This window comes from Catellatospora methionotrophica (assembly GCF_011297335.1).
Lineage (GTDB): Bacteria > Actinomycetota > Actinomycetes > Mycobacteriales > Micromonosporaceae > Catellatospora > Catellatospora methionotrophica.
In genome coordinates this window covers 68907-90333 of sequence record NZ_JAAOTJ010000017.1, presented here as the reverse complement: position 1 = coordinate 90333, position 21427 = coordinate 68907, and the positions used below count along the sequence as shown (strand labels likewise).

The following is a 21427-nucleotide window of genomic DNA, read 5'->3' as shown; positions in this document are numbered from 1 at the left end:
GACTGGCGCGGTGCGTACGCGGGGACATGATCATAGCTGGTCGGGGGGCTCCCGGCCGAATCGACGGCAGCTGCTGCGGGCCGGGGCGATGACGGCGACGGCCGCCGCGGCGGTGACCGCGCTGGCCGGTTGCGACCTGCTCGACCCGACGCCGGACGCGCCACCCCCGCCGGACGCCCTCATGGGCCTGCTCGCCGGGACCCACGCGCTGGTCGCCGCGTACGACGCCGCGCTGGCCGCCGACACCACGCTCACCCCGCTGCTGACCCCGCTGCGCGAGACGCATCGAGCGCACGCCGCCGCGCTGGACGCGATCATGAGCCCGCGGCCCTCGCCGAGCGCCTTCACCGCCGCCACCGCGGCTCCGGTAACCGGCGACCGCAAGGCCATCCTCAAGAGCCTGCGCACCACCGAGGTCTCGGCCGCCAAGCAGGCCGTCGAAGCCTGCGTCGCCACTACCCCGGCCCGCGCCGTGCTCGTCGGCGAGATCGCCGCCGCCCGCGCCACCCACGTGGAGGTGCTGGTATGAGCGAACGGATCATCGCCGCGACCGACGGCACCAGCGACCGCGGCGCGAAACTGGTGGAGCGGTTGCAGGCCGCGCTGGGCGCGGAGCACAGTGCGATCTTCGCGTACGCCCGGTTCGGGGTGCTGCTGGACAAGGCCGGGCAGGCCCAGGCGCGGACCGGCGAGGAGGCGCACCGGACCCGGCGCGACGCGCTGCTGGTGCAGCTCGCCGACCTGAAGGCGACCGCGCCGGTCGCGCAGGCGGGTTACGCGCTGCCGTTCCCGGTGGCCACCCGGGCCGACGCGCTCAAGCTCGCGGCCTACATCGAGGACGGCGTGGCGGCGACCTGGCGGGCGGCGCTGGCCGACGCCGAGGGCGAGGTCCGGCGGCAGATCCTGCTCGCCTACACCGACGCGGCGGTACGCGGCACCCGCTGGCGCAAGCTCGCGGCGGTCACTCCCGCCACCGTGTCGTATCCGGGCCGCAAGACCCAGTAGCAGGCCTTCTTCGCCCGTACACGGGGCTCGTCTTGCTTACCGCATACCGAGTATGCATACTCAGTATCCATGTCCATCAGGCATGGTTTGCTCGCCCTGCTCGAACGCGGTCCCCGCTACGGCTACCAGTTGCGGGCCGAGTTCGAGGACTCGACCGGCTCCACCTGGCCGCTCAACATCGGCCAGGTCTACACCACCCTCAACCGCCTCGACCGGGACGGCCTCGTACGCGCGCTGCCGGAGAACGACGGGGGGCAGCGCCCCTACGAGATCACCGGGGAGGGACGGGCCGAGCTCGCGCTCTGGTTCGCCACCCCGATCGCCCGCGCCGACCGGCCCCGTGACGAGCTGGCCATCAAGCTCGCGCTCGCCATCACCACGCCCGGCATCGACGTGCAGGCCGTGGTGATGGCCCAGCGCAGCGCGACGATGCGCGCGCTGCAGGAGTACACCCGGCTCAAGCGCACCGACGCCGAGCTGCCCTGGCGGCTCGTCCTCGAATCGATGATCTTCCAGTCCGAGGCCGAGCTGCGCTGGCTCGACCACTGCGAGACGGCCCTGGTGCGCTACGACAAGCCCGCCCCCGCCCCGCTGCCCACCCACGACGACACCCCACGGGAGGCACGGCGATGAACGCCGTCCTGCAACTGCGTGACGTGCAACGCACCCACGGCACCGGCGAGGCGGCGGTGCACGCGCTGGCCGGGATCACCCTCGACGTGCTCGCCGGGGAACTGGTGGCCGTGATGGGCCCGTCCGGCTCCGGCAAGTCGACGCTGCTCAACCTCGCCGGCGGGCTCGACGCGCCGGACGCGGGCGAGGTGCTGGTCGAGGGCGTCGCCCTGTCCACGCTGCGCCGCCGGGAGCTGGCGGGGCTGCGCCGCCGCAGCGTCGGCTACGTGTTCCAGGCCCTCAACCTGCTGCCGAGCCTCACCGCCGTGGAGAACGTGGCGCTGCCGCTGGAGCTGGACGGCCTCGCCGCCCGCAAGGCCCGGCCGCTGGCCGAAGCCGCGCTGGCCGAGGTGGAGCTGGACGGATACGCCGACCGCTTCCCCGATGAGATGTCCGGCGGCCAGCAGCAGCGGGTCGCCATCGCCCGCGCCCTGGTCGGGCAGCGCCGCCTGGTGCTGGCCGACGAGCCGACCGGCGCGCTCGACTCGGTGACCGGCGAGGCCGTGCTGCGGCTGCTACGCGCCCGGGTCGACGCCGGGGCGGCGGCGGTGCTGGTCACGCACGAGGCCCGGCACGCCGCCTGGGCCGACCGGGTGGTCTTCCTGCGCGACGGCCGCATCGTCGACGCCTCCGGCCCGCTGACCCAGCCCGAACAGCTGCTGGAGCCCGCGTCATGAGGTGGCTTCGGGGCTGGGCCCCCGCGCTGCGTATGGCCCGCCGGGAGGCGCTGCGCTCGCGTGGCCGGTCCACGCTGGTCATCGCCATGATCGGGTTGCCGGTGGCGATGATGTCGTTCGTCGCGGCCTCCTACGACATGCACCAGCTCACGCCCGTCGAGGAGCTGACCCGGCAGGCCGGGCAGTACGACGCCGTCGTCGAGTGGGTCGCCGACGGGCCGGTCAGCCAGCCCCCGCTGGGCGGTGGCTACTCCTCGACGGGCGCGATGCGCCAGTCGCCGCCGACCGCCGCCGAACTGCTGGCGGTGCTGCCCGCCGGGTCGACGGTCAGCCAGGTCGCCGAGGGCGGCGTCGACGTGTTCACCCCCGACGGCATCGGCGGCGTCAGCGCCCGCGGGGCCGACCTCGCCGACCCGCGGCTGCGCGGGTACGTCGAGCTGCTGTCGGGCGTCGCGCCCGCCCGCGCCGACGAGGTCGCCCTCAACGAGGGGCTGGCCGACCGGCTGGGCGTGGGCCCCGGCGGGAAGATCCGTACGGCGAATCCCGACTACACGTACACCGTCACCGCCGTCGTCGAGTTCCCGACATCGCTGCGCGACACCGTTCTGTTCCGCCCGGGAGTCCTCCCGGCGCCGACCGACTGGCTGGTCGACACGCCGTCGCCGGTGCTGTGGGCCGACGTGCAGCGGCTCAACGAGCGGGGCCTCGTCGTGCGCAGCCGGGCGGTCGCCCTCGACCCGCCCGTCGTCCCGGCGGACGACACCATCACGAGCACCAGCGAGGTGGAGGAGGTCGCCCTCGGCGCGATCATGGTTGTACTGATCATGTTGGAGGTCGTGCTGCTGGCCGGTCCGGCGTTCGCCGTCGGAGCGCGGCGGCGCAGTCGCGACCTCGCCCTGGTCGCCGCCGCCGGCGGAACCCCGGCACACCTGCGGCGCATCGTGCTGGCCGACGGCGTGGTGCTGGGCCTGGGCGCGGCGGTCGCCGCCGTCGGGCTCGGCATCGGCACCGCCGTGCTCGCCCTGCCACTGTTCGAGCAGTACCTCGTCCACGCCCGCGCCGGTGGCGTGCGGGTGTTCCCCGCCGCCCAGGCGGGCGTCGTGCTACTCGCGGTCGGCGCGGGCCTGGCCGCCGCGATGGTGCCCGCGTTCACAGCCGCCCGGCAGAGCGTGGTCACCGTGCTGGCCGGCCGCCGCGGCGTCACCCGCTCCCGCAAGCGCTGGATCACGCTGGGCACGGTCCTCGCGGTCGGCGGCACGGTGATCGCCGTCGCCGGAGCCGGCCTGCGCGGGACCACCGCGATCATGGCCGGCGTCGTACTCGGCGAACTCGGCCTCGTGCTGCTCACGCCGTCGCTGGTCGGGCTCATCGCCCGCGCCGGACGGTGGCTGCCGCTCGCGCCGCGCATCGCGCTGCGCGACACCGCCCGCAACCGCGGCTCGGCCGCACCCGCGATCTCGGCCGTGATGGCCGCCGTCGCCGGAGCGGTGGCCCTCGGCGCGTTCGTCGGCAGCGACGAGCAGCAGCGGTTCGACAGCTACGAGCCGCAGATGCCGATCGGCAGTGTGCTGGTGCGCCAGGACGCCCCGGACACCGCGCCACCACCGGACCTGGCTCGGGTGCGGGACGCGGTCCACCAGGCACTGCCCGGCGCGCGTACCCACGAGCTGCTGTCCCCCGTCTGCGCGGAACCCGCCCAGGGGCGTGGCTGCGCGCTCAACCTCGACATGCCCCCGGCCGCACGCTGCCCTTCGTGGAACTACCCCACCAAGGAGATTGTGCACCGGGCCGCGATCGAGGACCCGCGCTGCGCCTTGGACAACGGCACCGGCACGGTGCAGTTCGCGGTCGTGGACGACGCGGCGGCCCTGGACGCGATCAGCGACGCGCCCGCGGCCGACCTGGCCCAGGCCCGGCAGACACTGGCGGCGGGCGGCCTGGTCGTCGCCGACCCGCGCTACGTCAGCGGCGGCATGGCGACGGTCATCGTGACCGATTGGCAGGAGCAGACCACGGAGCAGGCGCAACGGGACCCGGTCGACCGGCAGCCGGTGACGGTGCCCGCCACGGTGCTGCCCGCCGGGTCGCTCAGCGCGGCGTTCGCCGTGGCCACCCCTGCCGTGATCAAGCGGCTGGGCCTGGGCGTACGCCGTGACATGGTGCTCGCCTCCGTCGGCCACGTGGCCTCCGCCGGGGAGACCGAGCGGCTCAACGCGGCCGTGCACGCCGTGGGGGGCGACCTCAGGGTGGAGGTCGAGTCGGGTGCCCAGTACGTCGAGGAGCCGATGGTCTGGATTCTCGGCGTGGTCGCGGCGCTCGTCGCGCTGGGCGCCGCCGGTATCGCCACCGGCCTGGCCGCCGCTGACGGCCGCGCCGACCTGGCCACCCTCGGCGCGGTCGGGGCCAGTCCCCGGGTGCGCCGACTGCTGTCGCTGAGCCAGTCCGGGGTGATCTCCGGGTTGGGCGCGGTCCTCGGGGTGCTCGCCGGTCTGGGCACCACCGCCGTACTGATCGCCGCGACCAACGCCGGAGGCGACCACCTGATCTACGGCGACGCTCCGATGCGCCTGGTGCTGCCCTGGGACAGCATCACGATCGTGCTAGTCGTCCCCCTGGTCGCCATGGCCGGCGCAGGCCTGCTCACCCGCTCCCGCCTCCCCATCGAACGCCGCCTGTAGTCCCACCTGCAGCGTCTGATGATCGTTGTTTGCGGTCAGGAGGTGCGGTCTGGCCGCAGTTTCTGACCGCAAACGGCGATCATGGAGGGGGCCGGACGGGGCTGCGGCGGGGATCGGGGTGGGGTTTCGCGGGCGGGGTGGTTGCGGCACACTGTGCCGATGCTGCCCCGCCTCGCCCGTCACCTGGGTCATCGCCGTTGGTTCGCCCGCATGGGCCGGTTCCTCGTCCCGGCCGACCGCGCGGTCGCCAAACTGACCAAGGGACGGGTCGTGGCGCTGGGCCTGCTGCCCACGCTGATCCTCACCACCACCGGCCGCAAGTCCGGCCAGCCGCGCACCCAACCCTTGCTGTACGTCAGGGACGGCGACAACTTCGTGGTCACCGGCTCGAACTGGGGACAGCAGGGCCACCCGGCCTGGTCGGTGAACCTGATCGCCACCGCGGACGCGACGGTCACCCTCGGCGGCCGCGAGATCCCCGTGCGCGGCGTGCTCGCCGAGGGAGCCGAGCGCGAGCGCCTGTGGCAGCTGCTGCTGACGGTGTGGCCCGCGTACGCGACCTACCAGGAGCGCGCCGCGAACCGCGTGATCCGCATCTTCAGCCTCATCCCCCGCTGACCGGCCGCAGCCCAGCTCAGCGGCCCGACACGCCAGGGTCAGGCGGCGCTGACGCCGATCGCGGAGCCGATGAGGTAGGTGGCTCCGGCGGCCGCCGCGCCGAGCAGGAGCTGGCGCAGGCCGGCGGCCCACCAGTGGCGGCGGGTGAAGCGGGCGGTGAGCGCGCCGACGACGAACAGGCCCAGGCCGCCGATGCCCAGCGCCAGCCACAGCGACTCGCTGCCGAACAGGTAACTGAGCAGCGGGATCAGCGCGCCGACTGCGAAGCAGACGAACGACGAGGTCGCCGCCGTCCACGGGCTCGGCTTGCTGTCCGGGTCGATGCCCAGTTCCTCGCGTACGTGCATGCGCAGTGCCTCGTCGGGCTGCGTACGCAGGTCCTCGGCGAGCTGCCGGGCCAGGTCCGGTGAGATGCCCCGTTCGATCCAGCGCGCGGCCAACTCGGCGGCCTCCGCGGCGGGGTTGCGCTTGAGTTCGCGGCGCTCCTTCGCGATTTCGGCTTCGATCTGCTCGTTGGCGGTGCGCACGCTGGCGTACTCGCCCAGCCCCATCGAGATGGCCCCGGCGACCAGGCCGGCCACGCCGGTGAGCACGACGGTCTGCGCGCCGACTCCGGCCCCGCCGACACCCGCGATCAGGCCGATGTTGGTGACCAGCCCGTCCATCGCGCCGAACGTCGCCGCGCGCAGCCAGCCGCCGGACACGTCGGCGTGCTCGTGGTCGATCGGCGACACGACCTGGGCGGAACGCGCCTCGGCCACGGGAGTGCCGAGTTCCGGGACAGGCACGGCCGGGCGCGCGCCGCTGTCGGCGGTCACGGCGGGGTCGGGCTTGTCGGGGTTCACGGCAGCGTCAGGATGTCCGCGCCGGACTCGGTGACCACCAGCGTGTGCTCGAACTGGGCGGTCCAGCGGCGGTCCTTGGTGACGACCGTCCAGGAGTCGCGCCAGGTCTCGTACGCGATGGAACCGAGCGTGATCATGGGCTCGATGGTGAACGTCATGCCCGGCACCATGATGGTGTCGGCGTTGGGGTTGTCGTAGTGCGGGATGAACAGTCCGCTGTGGAACGACTGGCCGATGCCGTGGCCGCCGAAGTCGCGCACCACGCCGTAGCCGAAGCGCTTGGCGTACGACTCGATGACCCGCCCGATGACGTTGATCGGGCGGCCCGGCGCGACCGCCTTGATGCCCCGCATCATGGCCTCGTGGGTGCGCTCGACCAGCAGCCGGGCCTCCTCGGCGACCTCGCCGACGCAGAAGGTCGCGTCGGTGTCGCCGTGCACGCCGTCCTTGAACGCCGTCACGTCGACGTTGATGATGTCGCCGTCGGAGATCACCGTCGAGTCCGGGATGCCGTGGCAGATGACCTCGTTCAGGCTGGTGCAGCAGGACTTCGGGAAGCCCTTGTAGCCCAGGGTCGACGGGTACGCGTCCTGGTCGAGCAGGAACTCGTGCACCAGCCGGTCGAGCTCGTCGGTGGTGACGCCCGGCTTGCAGTGCTCACCGGCCAGCTGCACGGCCTGCGCCGCGATCCGCCCCGCGACCCGCATCTTCTCGATGGACTCGGCGTCCTGGGTGAGCGGTCCGTCCCAGCGCTTCGGCTGCTTGCGGCCGACGTACTCGGGACGGGGGATGTGGGCGGGCACCTCCCGCCACGGGGAGAGCTTGCCAGGGGTCAGCGTCGCACGGCCGTTCATGCCCTGAACTCTAGCGCTCGGCGAAGACCGGGGCTCCGTCGATGCTGTGCGCGTTGCGGGTCGCCTGGTAGTGCTCGCGCTGCTCGGGCGTCTTGTGGTCCCAGAACTGGACGAGCAGGTCACGGTCGCCCTCGTACGACATCAGGGGCACACCGTAGCCGCAGGAGTCCGACACCCGCGTGACGTCGATCACGACGATGCTGCGCAGGCCGACCAGCGGCGGAGCCGGGAAGTGCGTGATCAGCTCGGCGGCCCGCGGGTCGTCGGCGAGCACCGCCTCGCCGTGCCCGTGCAGCCGGAAGATCTTGGGCGGCCCGTCGAACGCGCACACCATCAGCACGATGCGGCCGTTGTCGCGCAGGTGCGCCACGGTCTCGATGCCCGAGCCGCCGTACTCGTAGTACGCGACCCGGTGGGGGCTGAGCACCGCGAACGAGTCGGTGAGGCCCTTGGGCGAGAGGTTGACGTGCCCGCCGGGGTCGGTCGGCGCGGTGGCGACGAAGAACACCCGCTGCGCCATGAGGAAGTCACGAATCCGGTCGTCGATCTGCTCGTACACCTTGCCCATGCCCGCGACGCTACCCCGCCCCACTCCCCCGCGCCGCCCCCGGCCACCTGACGGGACGCCCCGCCACCCCGCCCCCCATCGACGCTGGACTATCACATCGACTCAGACGAGATCAAAGTCGATGTGATAGGCCAGCGTCGATCAAAAACCGGGACGGCAGACCGACCGCCGGGCGCGTCAGACCGTCGCGAAGAACTCCGCGCGGGAGCCGCGGGCGTGGCGCACCTGGGTCGCGGCGTCCACCAGGGCCAGGAACAGGGCGTTGGATGCCATGTCCTCCGGGTGCCACTGCACCCCCACCGCGAACGGGTGGTCCGGGTGCTCGACCGCCTCGATCATGTCGTCCGTGGCGCACCAGCCCGTCGGCACCAGCCGCCCCGGATCCTTCACCGCCTGGTGGTGGTACGAGTTCACCACCGACTCGGCCCCGTACAGCTCGCGCAGCCGCGAACCGGTCGCGAACCGCACCGGGTGCTCGGCGTACACCTTGACCGGTCCGTGGGTCGAGTGCTCGCCGGTGCCGGGCACGTCGGGCAGGTGCTGGTGCAGCCGCCCGCCGGACGCCACCGTCATCACCTGCATACCGCGGCACACCCCGAGCAGCGGCAGCCCCGTCTTCAGCGCGATGCGCACCAGCGGCAGCTCACCCGCGTCACGCAGGGGATTGGTGTACACCTTCGGGTGCTGCGCCTCCCCGTAGCGGGCCGGTTCGACGTCGGCGCCACCGGCCACAATCAGCCCGTCGAGGCCGTCGAGGACCTCCACGCCGCCGTCGGCCATCGGGGGCACCAGCACCGGCCGGCCACCGGCCTTGGCGACCTGCTCGGTGTAGGCCCACGGGACCACCGCGGCGCGGGTGTCGTGCACGAGGAATCGGGTGGCTTCCACATAGGTGGTGATACCGATCAACGGTCTGGTCACATCGCTCACAACGGCGTCACGTAGGCCCCGGTAATGCCTCCGTCGACGACGAACTGGGAGGCGGTGATGAATGATGAGTCGTCGCTGGCGAGAAACGCTACCGCCGCCGCGATCTCCGCGGGCTCGGCGAACCGGCCCATCGGGACATGGACGAGTCGGCGAGCGGCCCGCTCCGGATCCTTCGCGAACAGCTCCATCAGCAGCGGAGTGGCCACCGGGCCGGGGCACAGCGCATTGACGCGTACCCCTTGCCGGGCGAACTGCACGCCCAGCTCGCGGCTCATCGCGAGCACCCCGCCCTTGCTGGCGGTGTAAGCGATCTGACTCGTCGCCGCACCCATCAGGGCGACGAAGCTGGCCGTGTTGATGATCGAGCCCTTGCCCTGGGCGAGCATGTGCGGCAGGGCGTACTTGCAGCACAGGTAGACGCTGGTGGTGTTGACCCGCAGCACCCGCTCCCAGGCGTCGAGCCCGGTGTCGAGGATCGAGTCGTCGTCGGGCGGGGAGATCCCCGCGTTGTTGAACGCGATGTCCACGCGCCCGCGCCGGGCCGCGACGCCGTCGAACAGCTCGCGGACCTGCTCCTCGTCGGAGACGTCGCACTGCACGAACTCGCCGCCGACCTCCTCGGCGATCTTCTTACCGGCCTCCTCGGCGAGGTCGACCGCCACGACGTACGCGCCCTCGGACGCGAACCGCCGCGCCGTGGCCGCGCCGATGCCGCTGGCCGCTCCGCTGATGACCGCCACCCGGTCCTGCAACCGCCCCATGCCCTGCTCTGCCTTTCGCCGTGCGTGACCGGTGGCGCCCATCTCCCGTGCTTACAGCGTGCGGGACGCGGGCGGGGCACCGCTGGAGTTTCACTCGGTGGAGATGAAGACGTTCTTGGTCTCGGTGAACGCCAGCGGGGCGTCCGGGCCCAGCTCACGGCCCATGCCGGACTGCTTGGCCCCGCCGAACGGGGTCCAGTAGCGCACCGAGGAGTGCGAGTTGACGCTCAGCACACCCGCCTCGACCCGCCTGGCCACCCGCAGCGCCCGGCCCACGTCCCGGGTCCAGATCGAACCGGACAGCCCGTACTCGGTGTCGTTGGCCAGCCGCAGCGCCTCGTCCTCGCCGTCGAAGGCCAGCACGGACAGGACCGGCCCGAAGACCTCCTCGCGCCAGTGCCGCTCGCCGGTGCCGCGGGCGGCCAGCACGGTCGCGGGGTGCCAGAAACCGGCCCCGGTGGGCGCGTCGCCGCGCATCAGCACGTCCGCCCCGTCGAGGTAGCCCGCGACCCGTTCGCGCTGCTCGGCGGTGATCAGCGGGCCCATGCCGGTGGCCGGGTCCATCGGGTCGCCGCAGCGCCAGGCCGCGACGTGCGGCTCCAGCAGGGCCAGGAATTCGTCGTACACCTCGCGCTGGACCAGTAACCGGGAACGGGCGCAGCAGTCCTGTCCGGCGTTGTCGAACACGGCCCCGGGCAGCGCGGCGGCGGCCCGCTCCAGGTCGGCGTCAGCGAACAGCAGGGTGGCGTTCTTGCCGCCCAGTTCCAGGGTCACCCGGGTCAGGTCGGCGGCGCACCCGGCCATGATCTGGCGGCCCACCTCGGCCGATCCGGTGAAGCAGATCTTGCGTACGCCCGGATGGGTCACCAGCGCCTGACCGGTGACCTCGCCGTGGCCCGGCAGCACGGTCAGCACGCCCGGCGGCAGCCCCGCTTCCAGGGCCAGCTCGGCCAGGCGCAGCGCGGTCAGCGGGGTGGTCTCGGCCGGTTTCACGATGACCGTGTTGCCCGCGGCCAGCGCCGGGGCGAAGCCCCACGCGGCGATCGGCATCGGGAAGTTCCACGGCACGATCACGCCGACCACGCCCAGCGGCTCGTGGAACGTCACGTCCACGCCGCCCGCGACCGGGATCTGCCGCCCGCACAGCCGCTCCGGCGTGCCCGCGTAGTAGTCGAGCAGGTCCCGGACGTTGCCCGCCTCCCAGCGCGCGTTGCCGATCGTGTGCCCGGCGTTGCGCACCTCCAGCAGCGCCAGCTCCTCGGCGTGCGCGTCGACCACGGCCGCGAAACGCCGCAGCAGCCGGGCCCGGTCGCCCGGGGACACGTCGCGCCAGCTCTCGAACGCCTTCGCGGCGGCCCGTACGGCCGCGTCCACCCCGGCCGCGTCGACGGGTTCCACCGAGGTGATCAGCTCCTCGGTGACCGGGTTGATGATCTTCACAGCCGCTCGAACCCCCGCACCAGTTCCCAGTCCGTCACCGCGGCGTCGTACGCGGCCAGTTCCACCCGCGCGGCGTGCCCGTAGTGCTCCACCACGGCGTCACCGAACGCCTCCCGGGCCACCGCGCTCGACTCCCACCGCAGCAGCGCGTCGCGCAGCGTGGCGGGCATACGGGCGGCGGCCGGGTCCTGGTAGGCGTTGCCGGTGAACACCGGCTCCAGCGGCAGCTCGTTGTCCATCCCGTGCAGCGCCCCGGCGACCAGCGCCGCGATCGCCAGGTACGGGTTGACGTCACCGCCCGGCGAGCGGTGCTCCACCCGCAGCGAGTGGTCGTGCCCGACCAGGCGCAGCGCGCAGGTGCGGTTGTCGCGCCCCCAGCGCAGCGCCGTCGGCGCGAACGAACCTGCCTGGTATCGCTTGTACGAGTTGATGTTCGGCGCGTACAGCACGCTCATCTCGGCCGTCGTCGCCAGCAGCCCGGCCAGCACCTGCTCGCCCAGCGGGCTGAGCCGGTCGTGGTCGGCCATCACCGGCTGCCCCTGCGCGTCACGCAGCGAGAAGTGGATGTGGCACGAGTTGCCCTCGCGCTGGTTCGGCTTGGCCATGAACGTCAGCGACATGCCCTGCGCGGCGGCGATCTCCTTGGCCCCGTGCTTGTAGATGGAGTGCTGGTCGGCCGTCTTCAGTGCCTCGGCATACCGGAAGGCGATCTCGTGCTGCCCGAGGTTGCACTCGCCCTTGGCGCTCTCCGGGGCCAGCCCCGCCCCGGCCATGCCCAGCCGGATCGCCCGCAGCAGCGGCTCCACCCGCGACGTCCCCAGCAGCGAATAGTCCACGTTGTAGCCGTTGGCCGGCGTCAGCCCCTGATAACGCTTCGCCGCCGCCTGCTCGTACGTGTCCGCGTACACCACGAACTCCAGCTCGGTCCCGATGTACGCGGTCAGCCCGCGCTCGGCCAGCCGCTCCAGCTGGCGGCGCAGGATCTGCCGCGGCGACTGCACCACCGGGCTGGCGTCGTGCCACAGCACATCGGACATCACCAGCACCGTGCCCGGCAGCCACGGAATCGGCCGCAGCGTGTCCAGATCCGGCCGCAGCACGAAGTCCCCGTACCCCTGCGACCATCCCGAGACGGCGTACCCCTCGACCGGGGTCATCTCCACGTCCACCGCGAGCAGGTAGTTGCACGCCTCACTGCCATGCCCGACGACCTCGTCCAGGAAGTACGCCGCGTGCAGACGCTTGCCCTGTAGCCGCCCCTGCATGTCCGTCATCGCGAGCAACACCGTATCGATGTCGCCCGCCTCCACCATCGCGCGCAGGCGCTCCACCGACCACATGCCCACCAGTCCTACCGCCCCCACCCACCCACGTCAACAACCCCCTCTCGCCGCAACTCTTAATGACTTGCGGCGTCAGGCGAGCCCGAAGGCCGCGAGTCATTAAGAGTTGCGACAGCGGAGCGGGGCGGGCGGGGGCGGGGTGGGCAAAGTTGTGGCGTGGGGCTTCCGTTTGGGGGATGGAGGGGGTACGACTGACCAGATGGGAGCGAGTGCACGGGCGGTGATCATCGGGGGCGGCGTGGTCGGCTGCTCCCTGGCATACCACCTCGGCCGGGCCGGGTGGCGCGACGTGGTGCTGCTGGAGCAGCACGAGCTCACCGAGGGCAGCACCTGGCACACCGCCGGGTTCGTGACCTCCATGCGCGGCCCGGACGGCCCCGGCTGGCACGCGCGGCTGGCCGGATACCTGCCCGCGCTGGCGGCGATGCTGCGCGCCGAGACCGGCCACGATCCCGGCTGGCGTCCGGTCGGCGGACTGCGGCTCGCGCTCAGCCACACCCACGTCGACGAGCTGCGGCGGCTGGCCCGCCGCGCCGACGAACTGGGCGTGCCGCTGGAACTGCGCGGCGCGTCGGCGACCATGAACCTGGCCCCCCGGCTCGACCTGTCCGACGTGCAGGCCGCGGCCTGGCTGCCCGGCGAGGGCTTCGTACGGCCGAAGGACTTCGTGAACGCGCTGGTCGCGGGGGCCGTCGCGCACGGGACGAGCATCCGCACGGGCGTACGCGTCAACGGCATCGACACGACCGGCGGGCAGGTCCGCGCGGTGCACACCAGCGACGGCGTCATCGAGACCCCGCTCGTCATCAACGCGGCGGGGGCGGCGGCCGGGGCGGTCGGGGCGATGGCCGGTGTCGTGGTCCCCGTCGTGCCGATCCTCCATCAGTACGGCGTCAGCGAGGTCCTGCATCCCGCGCTCGACCCGGACAGCACGCCGACCTGCCGCATCCCCGAGCAGTCGCTCTACCTGCGGGCCGCCAACGGCTGCGTCATCGTCGGCGGCAGCCGGCCCGACCCGGTGCCCGCCTGGCCCGCCGGTGACGCCGAACCGCTGGCCAAGGCGCGCGAGCTGGCCGCGCCCGACGACGCGGCGTTCGCCCCGATCTGGCAGCTGGCGGGCGAGCGCATGCCGGAACTGCGCCGCGCCAAACTCGCCAAGATCATGCACGGGGTGGAAGCGTTCACCCCCGACGGCGTACCCCTGGCGGGCCGCTCCTCGCTGCCCGGCCTGTGGATCGCGGCCGGGTTCGGCCTGCACGGCATGGCCCTGTCCGGTGGGATCGGGCGCCACCTCGCCGAGTGGATCACCTCCGGCACCCCGAGCTGGGATCTCGACGCCCTGCTCCCCGACCGCTTCGGCGCCCCCGCCGCCAACCGCGACTGGACCACCTCCCGCGCCCTCGACACCCTCCGCCGCTAACCCGACCCCGCTCGCCCCCGACGCCGCGCGGCCATCCCGACGCCGCGCGGCCATCGCCGGCGCGGCGCGGGCGCGGCGCGGGCATGATCGCCGTTTCGGGTCAAAACCTGAGGTCTGACCGCAGATCATGACCCGAAACGGCGATCATGACGGGTGCGCGGCGGACGGCGCGATCATGACGAGTGCGCGGTGGACGGCGCGATCATGACGGACTACTCGGTGGACGGCTTGGCAGCCGGGGCCGCGGCGGGGCCGGGGCTGGTCACGGTGCTGGCGAGCTGTTCCCAGATCATGCCGGTCTGGTGGGCCAGCGCGCCGACCACGGCCGGTACGACGGGTAGCAGCCAGTCGGCGAGCCAGCCGTGGTGGGCGAGGTTGAGCACGACGATCGCGGCCACCGCGCCGCCGACCCCGTGCGCGCTCGCCCGCCAGGCCGCTCGGCCGGAGTGGGAGATCGCCGCGCGGCGGGCGGCCTTGTCGCTGAGGTTCGGGAAGCCGGACAGCGCCTTGGCGTCCCGGCGGCCGAAGTTGAACCCCGACACCGCCAGCGTCACCGAGCAGCCGATCACCACTGCTGCCAGGTTGTTGCGGGTCAGCATCATCATCAGGGCCGCGGAAGCGCCGCCGGTGCCGATGGCGACGACCGCGCGGATCCACTCCTGCTTCTCTCCGGGATACCAGTAGTACTTCGTGGTGGTGTCAGAGAGCTGTTTAACGATCCGCCCCATGGGGGTAGTCACCTCGCCGGCCGTCACATCTGGTCAGCCACTATCGTTACTTAACGTAGTTAGCCAGGTGCTCAAAGTCACGAAACTCGTCGTGGCTTCGGCGTGGCGCGCCTGCGACACCCGCCCTCAGAACAGGACGGTCGCGAACGAGCCCACCTGCCGGAAGCCCAGCCGCTGGTACACCCGACGAGCCGGGGTGTTGAAGTCGTTGACGTACAGGCTCACGGACGGCGCGACCCGGCGCAGCGCGTCACGCACCACGGCAGCCATCCCCGCGATCGCGAAGCCGCGCCCGCGCCACGACGGCTCCACCCAGACCCCCTGGACCTGAGCGGTATGCCGGGTGACGACCGCGAGCTCGGCCTTGAACACCACCGTGCCGTCGACGATCCGGGCGTACGACCGCCCCGCCTTCACCAGCTCCGCGACGCGCCCCCGGTAACCACGCCCCCCGTCGTCGCCGAGCGGCGATACGCCGACCTCCTCGGTGTACATCGCCACCGAGGCAGGGAACACGAGGTCGACCTCGTCGGGCCGAACCTGGCGCACCAGCGGGTCGGCGGCGACCGCGGGCGGGGTCTCCACCACCAGCAGCGGCTGATGGGCGCGCACGGTGCGCTCGGGACCCCAGGCGGGCCGCAGCAGGTCCCACATGCCCAGCACCGCCTCGGACTCCCCCACCAGCGACGCGCACACGCGTGGCTGCCCGGAGGCCAGCTCGGCGAACGCGGCGATCGCGGCGGCGTCCGCGCCGACCGGGGACACCTGGCCGCCTGACCAGAGCACCGCCTCGGGATGGCGGCGGTTGCCGTAGCCGTAGAGCCGCCCGTCGGCGCGCCAGCCCAGGCCACGTGTCGCTACCCGCTCAGCCACCTGCGCCGCCGCGATCGGGTACGCCGCCAGCAGGCGTTCCACTGCGGCGCGGTCAGCTTCGGCCAGCTGCCGCACCGGAAGGGTGAGCATGACCACAGCCTAGTGAGATCCGCGCGACCCGCCAGTGGTATCCCCCTTAATCGGGGTTGTCGTCGACACGTTGCCGATATATCGTAAACACATCGCCGATACGTTCGCGATAGTCAGCAGAGGCTCGCAGCGCGCGGGTCCACGGCAAGAACCAGGAGAAACGACATGTTCCGACGACACCACGGACACGACACCCACGAGCACGGACATGGCCACGGCGGCCACGGGCACGGGCACCACGACCCCCGGCTGTTCGCCTTCGGGCCGATGCGGCCCCCGTTCGGCGGCTTCGGCCCCGGCGGGCGCGGACACGGCAGGGGACGCGGCCGGCGCGGCAACACCCGCGCGGCGGTGCTGGGGCTGCTGCTGGAGCGGCCGATGCACGGATACGAGATGATCTCCGAATTGGAGACCCGCACCGGCGGCGTATGGCGCCCGAGCCCCGGCTCGATCTACCCGACGCTACAGCTGCTGGAGGACGAGGGCCTGATCGTCAGCGAGGAGACGGGCGGCCGCAAGCGGTTCACCCTCACCGAGACCGGCCGGGCCGAGGCCGAGCGGGCGGGCGAGTCGGGCCAGGGCCGTCCCTGGCAGGACTTCGACGCCGACCACATCGCCGAGTCCCAGGAGTTCCGCGAGGCGGGCTTCGCCATCATGAGCGCGCTGCGCCAGGTCGCCATGTCCGGCACCCCCGCCCAGCGCCAGCAGGCCCTGCAGACGATGCAGGACACCAAGCGCAAGCTCTACGCCATCCTCGCCGAGTGACCCTGAGCATGCGCCACCCGATCATCGCGGCGACCCTGCGCGTACGGGTGGTCCGGCAGACAGCCCCGGCGACCGGCGACGGTTCCCGCGAACTCGCCGCGACGCCGTCCGGCACCGAGCACGACGAGAGAAGGCCCCGTTCCTCGCGGAACGGGGCCTTCTCCGGTGTCTCACCCGGTCAGTGAACGGTGACCACCGCGGCGGCGGGCTCGTCGGCGAGCGGGTCGATGCCCATGTCGGCGGCGATCTTCATGGCCTCCTCGACCAGGGTCTCCACGATCATCGACTCGGGCACGGTCTTGATGACCTGGCCCTTGACGAAGATCTGGCCCTTGCCGTTGCCGGAGGCGACACCGAGGTCGGCCTCGCGGGCCTCGCCGGGGCCGTTGACGACGCAGCCCATGACGGCGACCCGCAGCGGTGCCGGGAAACCCTCCAGAGCGGCGGTGACCTGCTCGGCGAGCGTGTACACGTCGACCTGGGCGCGGCCGCAGGACGGGCAGGACACGATCTCCAGGCCCCGCTCCTTGAGGTTCAGCGACTCCAGGATCGCCGTGCCGACCTTGATCTCCTCGACCGGCGGGGCGGACAGCGACACCCGGATGGTGTCGCCGATGCCCTCGGCCAGCAGCGCGCCGAACGCGACCGCCGACTTCACGGTGCCCTGGAACGCCGGGCCCGCCTCGGTCACGCCGAGGTGCAGCGGGTAGTCGCACTGCTGCGCGAGCAGCCGGTACGCCCGGATCATCACGACCGGGTCGTTGTGCTTCACGCTGATCTTGATGTCACGGAAGCCGTGCTCCTCGAACAGCGAGCACTCCCACAGCGCGGACTCGACCAGCGCCTCCGCGGTGGGCTTGCCGTACTTCTCCAGCAGGCGCTTGTCCAGCGAGCCCGCGTTCACGCCGATGCGGATCGGGACCCGGGCCGCGGAGGCCGCCGCGGCGATCTCCTTGACCTTGTCGTCGAACTGCCGGATGTTGCCCGGGTTGACCCGCACCGCCGCGCACCCGGCGTCGATCGCCGCGAACACGTACTTGGGCTGGAAGTGGATGTCGGCGATCACCGGGATCGGCGACTTGCGCGCGATCGCGGGCAGCGCCTCGACGTCGTCCTGGGACGGCACCGCCACCCGGACGATCTGGCAGCCGGACGCGGTCAGCTCCGCGATCTGCTGAAGGGTCGCGTTGACGTCGGAGGTCAGCGTCGTCGTCATCGACTGCACGCTGATCGGGGCTCCCCCGCCGACCGGCACGCTGCCGACCATGATCTGCCGGCTCTGGCGCCGCGGCGCGAGCGGCACGGGGGGAGCGGCCGGCATACCAAGGTTGATCGCAGTCACAGCACACTCACTTGATCGAGATGGGGTTGACGAGGTCCGCGGTGACGGTCAGCAGCGTGAACGCACCGAAGATCAGGATGACCGTATAGGTCAACGGCATCAGCTTGAAGTAGTCGACCCGGCCCGGGTCTGGCTTGTGCAACCGCGCGTACACCCATGAACGAATTCTCTCGAACCACGCGATGAACAGGTGTCCCCCGTCCAGGGGAAGCAACGGCAGCAGGTTGAAGATGCCGATGAACAGGTTGAACGCGATGAACAGCGATACGAACAGATCCCACGCGCCCTGCTCGACGGCCTCGCCGCCCAGCAGGCTGATGCCCACGACGCTGATCGGGGTGTTCGGGTCGCGCTCGGCGCCGCCGATGGCGGAGAACAGCGCCGGGATGCGCTGCGGGAACTGCTTGAGCGCCTCGAACGTGGCACCGACCATGTTGCCCGCGTGCTGCGCGCTCGCGCCGACCGCGTCCACCGGGCCGTACTTCACGAAGTACGGGACCGTCGGGCTGAGCCCGACACCGATCGCGGCGACCTTACGGGTGCTGCCGTCGGTCATCTTGCGCTCGACCCCGGCAGGCGTGACCTGCAGGGTCTGCTCGGCGTCGCCGCGCTTGACGGTCATGGTGGCGACCTGGCCCGGAGCCAGCGGCCGGATCTGCTCGACGGCCTGGCCCCAGTTCGACACCGGGTGGCCGTTGACGGCCAGCAGGACGTCGCCGTCCTGCAGGCCCGCGGCCTTCGCCGGGCTGGTCGGGTCCTGCGGGGTGCAGGTGGTGGCCGTCCCGGTCACCACGCACGGCTGCACCTGGACCACGGGCGGCTGCGCCAGCTGCGGGCTCTCCGGGTGGTCGAGTGCCGGGTTCGGCAGGCCGGAGAACATGGCCAGGCCCCAGATCGCGACCGCGGCCAGGATGAAGTGCACGAGCGAGCCCGCCGACATCACGATCGAGCGCTTCCACACCGGGAAGCGCCACATCGCCTTGGCGTCGTCGGCGTCCTCGTCCTGCGGCGTCATGCCGACGATCTTGACGAAGCCACCGAGCGGGATGCCCTTGACGCCGTACTCGGTCTCGCCGCGGCGGAACGACCAGAGGGTCGGACCGAAGCCCACGAAGTAGCGGGTCACCTTCATGCCGAAGGCCTTGGCGGTGCCCATGTGGCCCGCCTCGTGCAGGCTCACCGAGATCAGGATGACAAGCGCGAAGAGGGCGATCCCCAGGGCGTTCATCAGGCGCTCTTCTCCTTGATCAATTCGTGTGCGCGCGTACGCGCCCAGTGCTCGGCGGCGAGCACGTCCTCGACGGTACCCGGTTCGTCGAAGTCGGGCGCACCGTCGAGGATCTCCGCGAGGGTGTCGACGATGGCCAGGAACGGCAGACTTCCCGCTGTGAAAGCCGCCACACATTCCTCGTTCGCGGCGTTGTAGATCGCCGGTCGGCATCGCCCCGCCCGGCCCGCGGCCTTGGCCAGTTCCACCGCCGGAAAGGCTTCGGTGTCCAGCGGCCGCAGCTCCCAGTTGTGCGCGATCGTCCAGTCGACCGGCGCGGCCGCCTGCGGCACCCGGTCCGGCCAGCCCAGCGCCAGCGCGATCGGCAGCCGCATGTCCGGCGGGCTCGCCTGGGCCAGCGTCGAGCCGTCGGTGAACTCGACCAGCGAGTGCAGCACCGACTGCGGGTGCACCATCACCTCGATGTCGTCGTACGCCACGTCGAACAGCTCGTGCGCCTCGATCACCTCAAGGCCCTTGTTGACCAGCGTCGCCGAGTTGATCGTCACCACCGGCCCCATGTCCCACGTCGGGTGCTTGAGCGCCTCCTCGACGGTGACCGCGCCCAGCTCCTCACGGCGGCGGCCACGGAACGCGCCCCCGCTCGCGGTCAGGATCAGCTTGCGCACCTCGGCCCGCGAGCCACCGCGCAGGCACTGCGCCAGCGCCGAGTGCTCGCTGTCGACCGGCACGATCTGCCCCGGCTTGGCCACCGCCCGCACCAGCGGCCCGCCGGCCACCAGCGACTCCTTGTTGGCCAGCGCCAGGATGCGCCCCGCCCGCAGCGCGGCCAGCGTCGGCGCGAGGCCCAGCGAACCGACCACCCCGTTGAGCACGATGTCGGCCGGCCACTGCGCGAGCTCCGTCATCGCCTGCGGCCCGGCCAGGATCTTCGGCAGCTTGAACTCCCCCGACGACCACCCCCGCCGCTGCGCCTCGGCGTAGAACGCCAGCTGCAGGTCCTGCGCGGCGGTCGCCTTGGCCACCCCGACCGCCTCGACGCCCAGCTCCAGCGCCTGCTGGGCCAACAGGGCCACGTTGCCGCCGCCCGCGCCCAGCGCCACCACCCGGAACCGGTCCGGGTTACGGCGCACGATGTCTATCGCCTGGGTGCCGATCGACCCGGTGGAGCCGAGCAGCACGATCTCGCGGGGGATCATGCCCTCATTCTCGCCGAGCCCGCTGGACGCTCGCTGAGCGGGCTACTCGTCCAGCAGGTCGGCGGGATCGATCTCGAACGCGAACGGCTCCCTCATGACGAATCGGGTGCCTGCCGCAGCGGCTGCGACCGGCCGATACTCCCCGTCGACGAGAGAATGCAGGGCCAGCACCGGCACCCGGTTGCGGCACTCGACCCGCATGAACCACGGGACACCCGCGGCAGCGTACTGCTTGGGCCGGTCGATGATGTCCTTGCGGCGGTTGCCCGGTGAGACGATCTCGCCCAGCAGCAGCGCGTCAGCGATGTTCATCGCCACCTTCCCGCTGCCCGAGACCCGGAACACCCCGAAGTCCGGAATGAAGAGATCGTCCCCGGAGATCAGGTTGCTCTCGGGGTATGCCCAGCAGTCGATGCCTCTCGCGGCGTGATGCAGCCGATAGACGATCTCTCGCATGATCGTCTGATGATCCATGTTCGCGTGCGGAGACACGATGACACTCCCGCAGAAGACCTCGATGGTGGGGCCGTTCGTTTCGGGGAGCAGTCGCAGTGCCAGCTCGGCGGTCCACTGCTCGACCTCGGACCATTCCTCGATCATGTGCAGTCGCCGTGCTTCTACCGGTGCCGCCATCGCGCTCACCCCCTTCCGCGGGGAGATTCTGCCGTCACCAGCCTAACGGCGCATGGCGTACGGCGGCAGATGTCGACCTTCGGATAAGGGCGTGTTACCTCACCAAACCCCCGGCGGCTTGCTGATCACGTACAGCTCCGCTTCGATGCCGTACCAGCGGTGGGTGCGGCCGAGGCGGGTCATGCCGAGACGGCGCATGACCGCCAGCGAGGGCGCGTTGTCCGGGCGGGCGATGGCGTGGATCTCGGCCAGCCCGAGCGCCCACCCGTGGGCGAGCACCGCCTGTGCCGCCTCCGTGGCGTACCCGTGTCCCCAGCTGTCCGGATGGAAGTGCCAGCCGATCTCCACCTCGCCCTCCCCCGGACCGTCGGTGGGCTTCGGCAGTGGCTTGAGCAGCACCGACCCGGCGACCACACCGGTGTCGCGCCGCTCGGCCGCCCACACGCCGTAGCCGGGCTCGGCCGCGTAGAACTCCCGCCGCCGGTCGATGACCAGCTGCGACTGCGCCGGTTCGCTCAACGGCACAGGCATGCCCAGCCAGCGGGTGACCCCTTCGCGCCGGTAGATGTCGTAGTTGCGGGCCAGGTCGGCGGAGCTGCCGGTCCACTCCCGGACGATCAGCCGCTGCGCGGCAGCCACGACGGTCATGCCGTCGCCGCCGGAACGACGGGCGGGCACACGATCCCGTAGGTGCCGGTCACAGGCATGGGCGGTCTCCACGGCGAGGGAGCCACATCCTCCCACGCGCGTACGAGGTT

At 72.0% G+C, this 21427-nt stretch carries 23 protein-coding genes; 9 read left to right on the top strand and 14 right to left on the bottom strand.

The window, feature by feature from the left end; translation table 11 throughout:
- Positions 1-88 precede the first annotated feature (88 nt).
- The 6 genes from HAV40_RS29300 (at position 89) to HAV40_RS29275 (ending at position 5650) form a co-directional block, all read left to right on the top strand.
- Complete coding sequence (locus HAV40_RS29300; protein WP_166386889.1) at positions 89-529, top strand: hypothetical protein; 441 nt, start codon at positions 89-91, stop codon at positions 527-529.
- Complete coding sequence (locus tag HAV40_RS29295) at positions 526-1005, top strand: ferritin-like domain-containing protein (protein WP_166386887.1); 480 nt, start codon at positions 526-528, stop codon at positions 1003-1005. Before HAV40_RS29300 ends, HAV40_RS29295 begins: the two co-directional genes overlap by 4 nt.
- 69 nt (positions 1006-1074) lie before the next feature.
- On the top strand, positions 1075-1638 hold the full coding sequence (locus tag HAV40_RS29290; protein ID WP_166386885.1) for a PadR family transcriptional regulator: 564 nt from the start codon (positions 1075-1077) through the stop codon (positions 1636-1638).
- Positions 1635-2354 (top strand): ABC transporter ATP-binding protein, encoded by a 720-nt coding sequence (locus tag HAV40_RS29285; RefSeq protein ID WP_166386883.1) that lies wholly within the window; start codon positions 1635-1637, stop codon positions 2352-2354. Before HAV40_RS29290 ends, HAV40_RS29285 begins: the two co-directional genes overlap by 4 nt.
- Positions 2351-5032, top strand: coding sequence for an FtsX-like permease family protein (locus HAV40_RS29280; RefSeq protein ID WP_166386881.1), 2682 nt, complete (start codon positions 2351-2353; stop codon positions 5030-5032). The genes HAV40_RS29285 and HAV40_RS29280 overlap by 4 nt, the downstream gene beginning before the upstream one ends.
- Positions 5033-5185: 153 nt before the next feature.
- Positions 5186-5650, top strand: coding sequence for a nitroreductase/quinone reductase family protein (locus HAV40_RS29275; protein ID WP_166387010.1), 465 nt, complete (start codon positions 5186-5188; stop codon positions 5648-5650).
- A 38-nt stretch (positions 5651-5688) separates the two neighbouring features.
- Here the strand turns inward: HAV40_RS29275 and HAV40_RS29270 are convergent, their stop codons facing one another.
- The 7 genes from HAV40_RS29270 to HAV40_RS29240 all read right to left on the bottom strand — a co-directional run bounded on the left by HAV40_RS29270 (position 5689) and on the right by HAV40_RS29240 (position 12388).
- Complete coding sequence (locus HAV40_RS29270; RefSeq protein ID WP_275413524.1) at positions 5689-6384, bottom strand: VIT1/CCC1 transporter family protein; 696 nt, start codon at positions 6382-6384, stop codon at positions 5689-5691.
- Positions 6385-6491: 107 nt separating this feature from the next.
- Entirely contained in the window at positions 6492-7349 is an 858-nt protein-coding gene (gene map / locus HAV40_RS29265; protein ID WP_166386879.1) for a type I methionyl aminopeptidase, read from the bottom strand.
- Between the two features lie 10 nt (positions 7350-7359).
- Positions 7360-7917 (bottom strand): pyridoxamine 5'-phosphate oxidase family protein, encoded by a 558-nt coding sequence (locus HAV40_RS29260; RefSeq protein WP_166386877.1) that lies wholly within the window; start codon positions 7915-7917, stop codon positions 7360-7362.
- A gap of 177 nt (positions 7918-8094) precedes the next feature.
- Positions 8095-8838: a gamma-glutamyl-gamma-aminobutyrate hydrolase family protein gene (locus HAV40_RS29255; RefSeq protein ID WP_275413521.1), complete on the bottom strand. Its 744-nt coding sequence runs from the start codon at positions 8836-8838 to the stop codon at positions 8095-8097.
- 5 nt (positions 8839-8843) lie between these two features.
- On the bottom strand, positions 8844-9608 hold the full coding sequence (locus tag HAV40_RS29250) for a 3-oxoacyl-ACP reductase (RefSeq protein ID WP_166386873.1): 765 nt from the start codon (positions 9606-9608) through the stop codon (positions 8844-8846).
- Positions 9609-9698: 90 nt separating this feature from the next.
- Entirely contained in the window at positions 9699-11042 is a 1344-nt protein-coding gene (locus HAV40_RS29245) for an aldehyde dehydrogenase family protein (protein ID WP_409365010.1), read from the bottom strand.
- Positions 11043-11044: 2 nt separating this feature from the next.
- Complete coding sequence (locus HAV40_RS29240) at positions 11045-12388, bottom strand: glutamine synthetase family protein (protein WP_166387006.1); 1344 nt, start codon at positions 12386-12388, stop codon at positions 11045-11047.
- A gap of 202 nt (positions 12389-12590) precedes the next feature.
- On the opposite strand from HAV40_RS29240, the gene HAV40_RS29235 reads away from it, so the two are divergent.
- Positions 12591-13811 (top strand): NAD(P)/FAD-dependent oxidoreductase, encoded by a 1221-nt coding sequence (locus HAV40_RS29235; protein ID WP_166386870.1) that lies wholly within the window; start codon positions 12591-12593, stop codon positions 13809-13811.
- A 212-nt stretch (positions 13812-14023) separates the two neighbouring features.
- Here the strand turns inward: HAV40_RS29235 and HAV40_RS29230 are convergent, their stop codons facing one another.
- Both HAV40_RS29230 and HAV40_RS29225 read right to left on the bottom strand, forming a co-directional pair.
- Complete coding sequence (locus HAV40_RS29230) at positions 14024-14539, bottom strand: hypothetical protein (protein WP_166386868.1); 516 nt, start codon at positions 14537-14539, stop codon at positions 14024-14026.
- Positions 14540-14665: 126 nt separating this feature from the next.
- On the bottom strand, positions 14666-15502 hold the full coding sequence (locus tag HAV40_RS29225) for a GNAT family N-acetyltransferase (RefSeq protein ID WP_166386866.1): 837 nt from the start codon (positions 15500-15502) through the stop codon (positions 14666-14668).
- A 165-nt stretch (positions 15503-15667) separates the two neighbouring features.
- Here HAV40_RS29225 and HAV40_RS29220 point away from each other — a divergent pair, with 165 nt between their 5' ends.
- Both HAV40_RS29220 and HAV40_RS29215 read left to right on the top strand, forming a co-directional pair.
- Positions 15668-16267, top strand: coding sequence for a PadR family transcriptional regulator (locus HAV40_RS29220; protein WP_166386864.1), 600 nt, complete (start codon positions 15668-15670; stop codon positions 16265-16267).
- The gene (locus HAV40_RS29215; protein WP_166386862.1) at positions 16264-16452 is read left to right on the top strand and encodes a hypothetical protein; all 189 of its coding nucleotides are present in this window, start codon (positions 16264-16266) and stop codon (positions 16450-16452) included. Before HAV40_RS29220 ends, HAV40_RS29215 begins: the two co-directional genes overlap by 4 nt.
- Here the strand turns inward: HAV40_RS29215 and ispG are convergent.
- The 5 genes from ispG to HAV40_RS29190 all read right to left on the bottom strand — a co-directional run bounded on the left by ispG (position 16446) and on the right by HAV40_RS29190 (position 21317).
- Positions 16446-17609: a flavodoxin-dependent (E)-4-hydroxy-3-methylbut-2-enyl-diphosphate synthase gene (gene ispG, locus HAV40_RS29210; RefSeq protein WP_166386861.1), complete on the bottom strand. Its 1164-nt coding sequence runs from the start codon at positions 17607-17609 to the stop codon at positions 16446-16448. The genes HAV40_RS29215 and ispG overlap by 7 nt on opposite strands.
- A gap of 7 nt (positions 17610-17616) precedes the next feature.
- Positions 17617-18840, bottom strand: a complete 1224-nt coding sequence (locus HAV40_RS29205; RefSeq protein WP_166387004.1) for a M50 family metallopeptidase — start codon at positions 18838-18840, stop codon at positions 17617-17619.
- The gene (dxr, locus tag HAV40_RS29200; protein WP_166387002.1) at positions 18837-20018 is read right to left on the bottom strand and encodes a 1-deoxy-D-xylulose-5-phosphate reductoisomerase; all 1182 of its coding nucleotides are present in this window, start codon (positions 20016-20018) and stop codon (positions 18837-18839) included. The genes HAV40_RS29205 and dxr overlap by 4 nt, the downstream gene beginning before the upstream one ends.
- Positions 20019-20078: 60 nt before the next feature.
- Complete coding sequence (locus HAV40_RS29195) at positions 20079-20669, bottom strand: Uma2 family endonuclease (RefSeq protein WP_239086928.1); 591 nt, start codon at positions 20667-20669, stop codon at positions 20079-20081.
- Between the two features lie 99 nt (positions 20670-20768).
- A complete protein-coding gene (locus tag HAV40_RS29190) occupies positions 20769-21317 on the bottom strand; it encodes a GNAT family N-acetyltransferase (protein WP_166386857.1) in 549 nt (182 codons plus the stop codon).
- Positions 21318-21427: the final 110 nt, after the last annotated feature.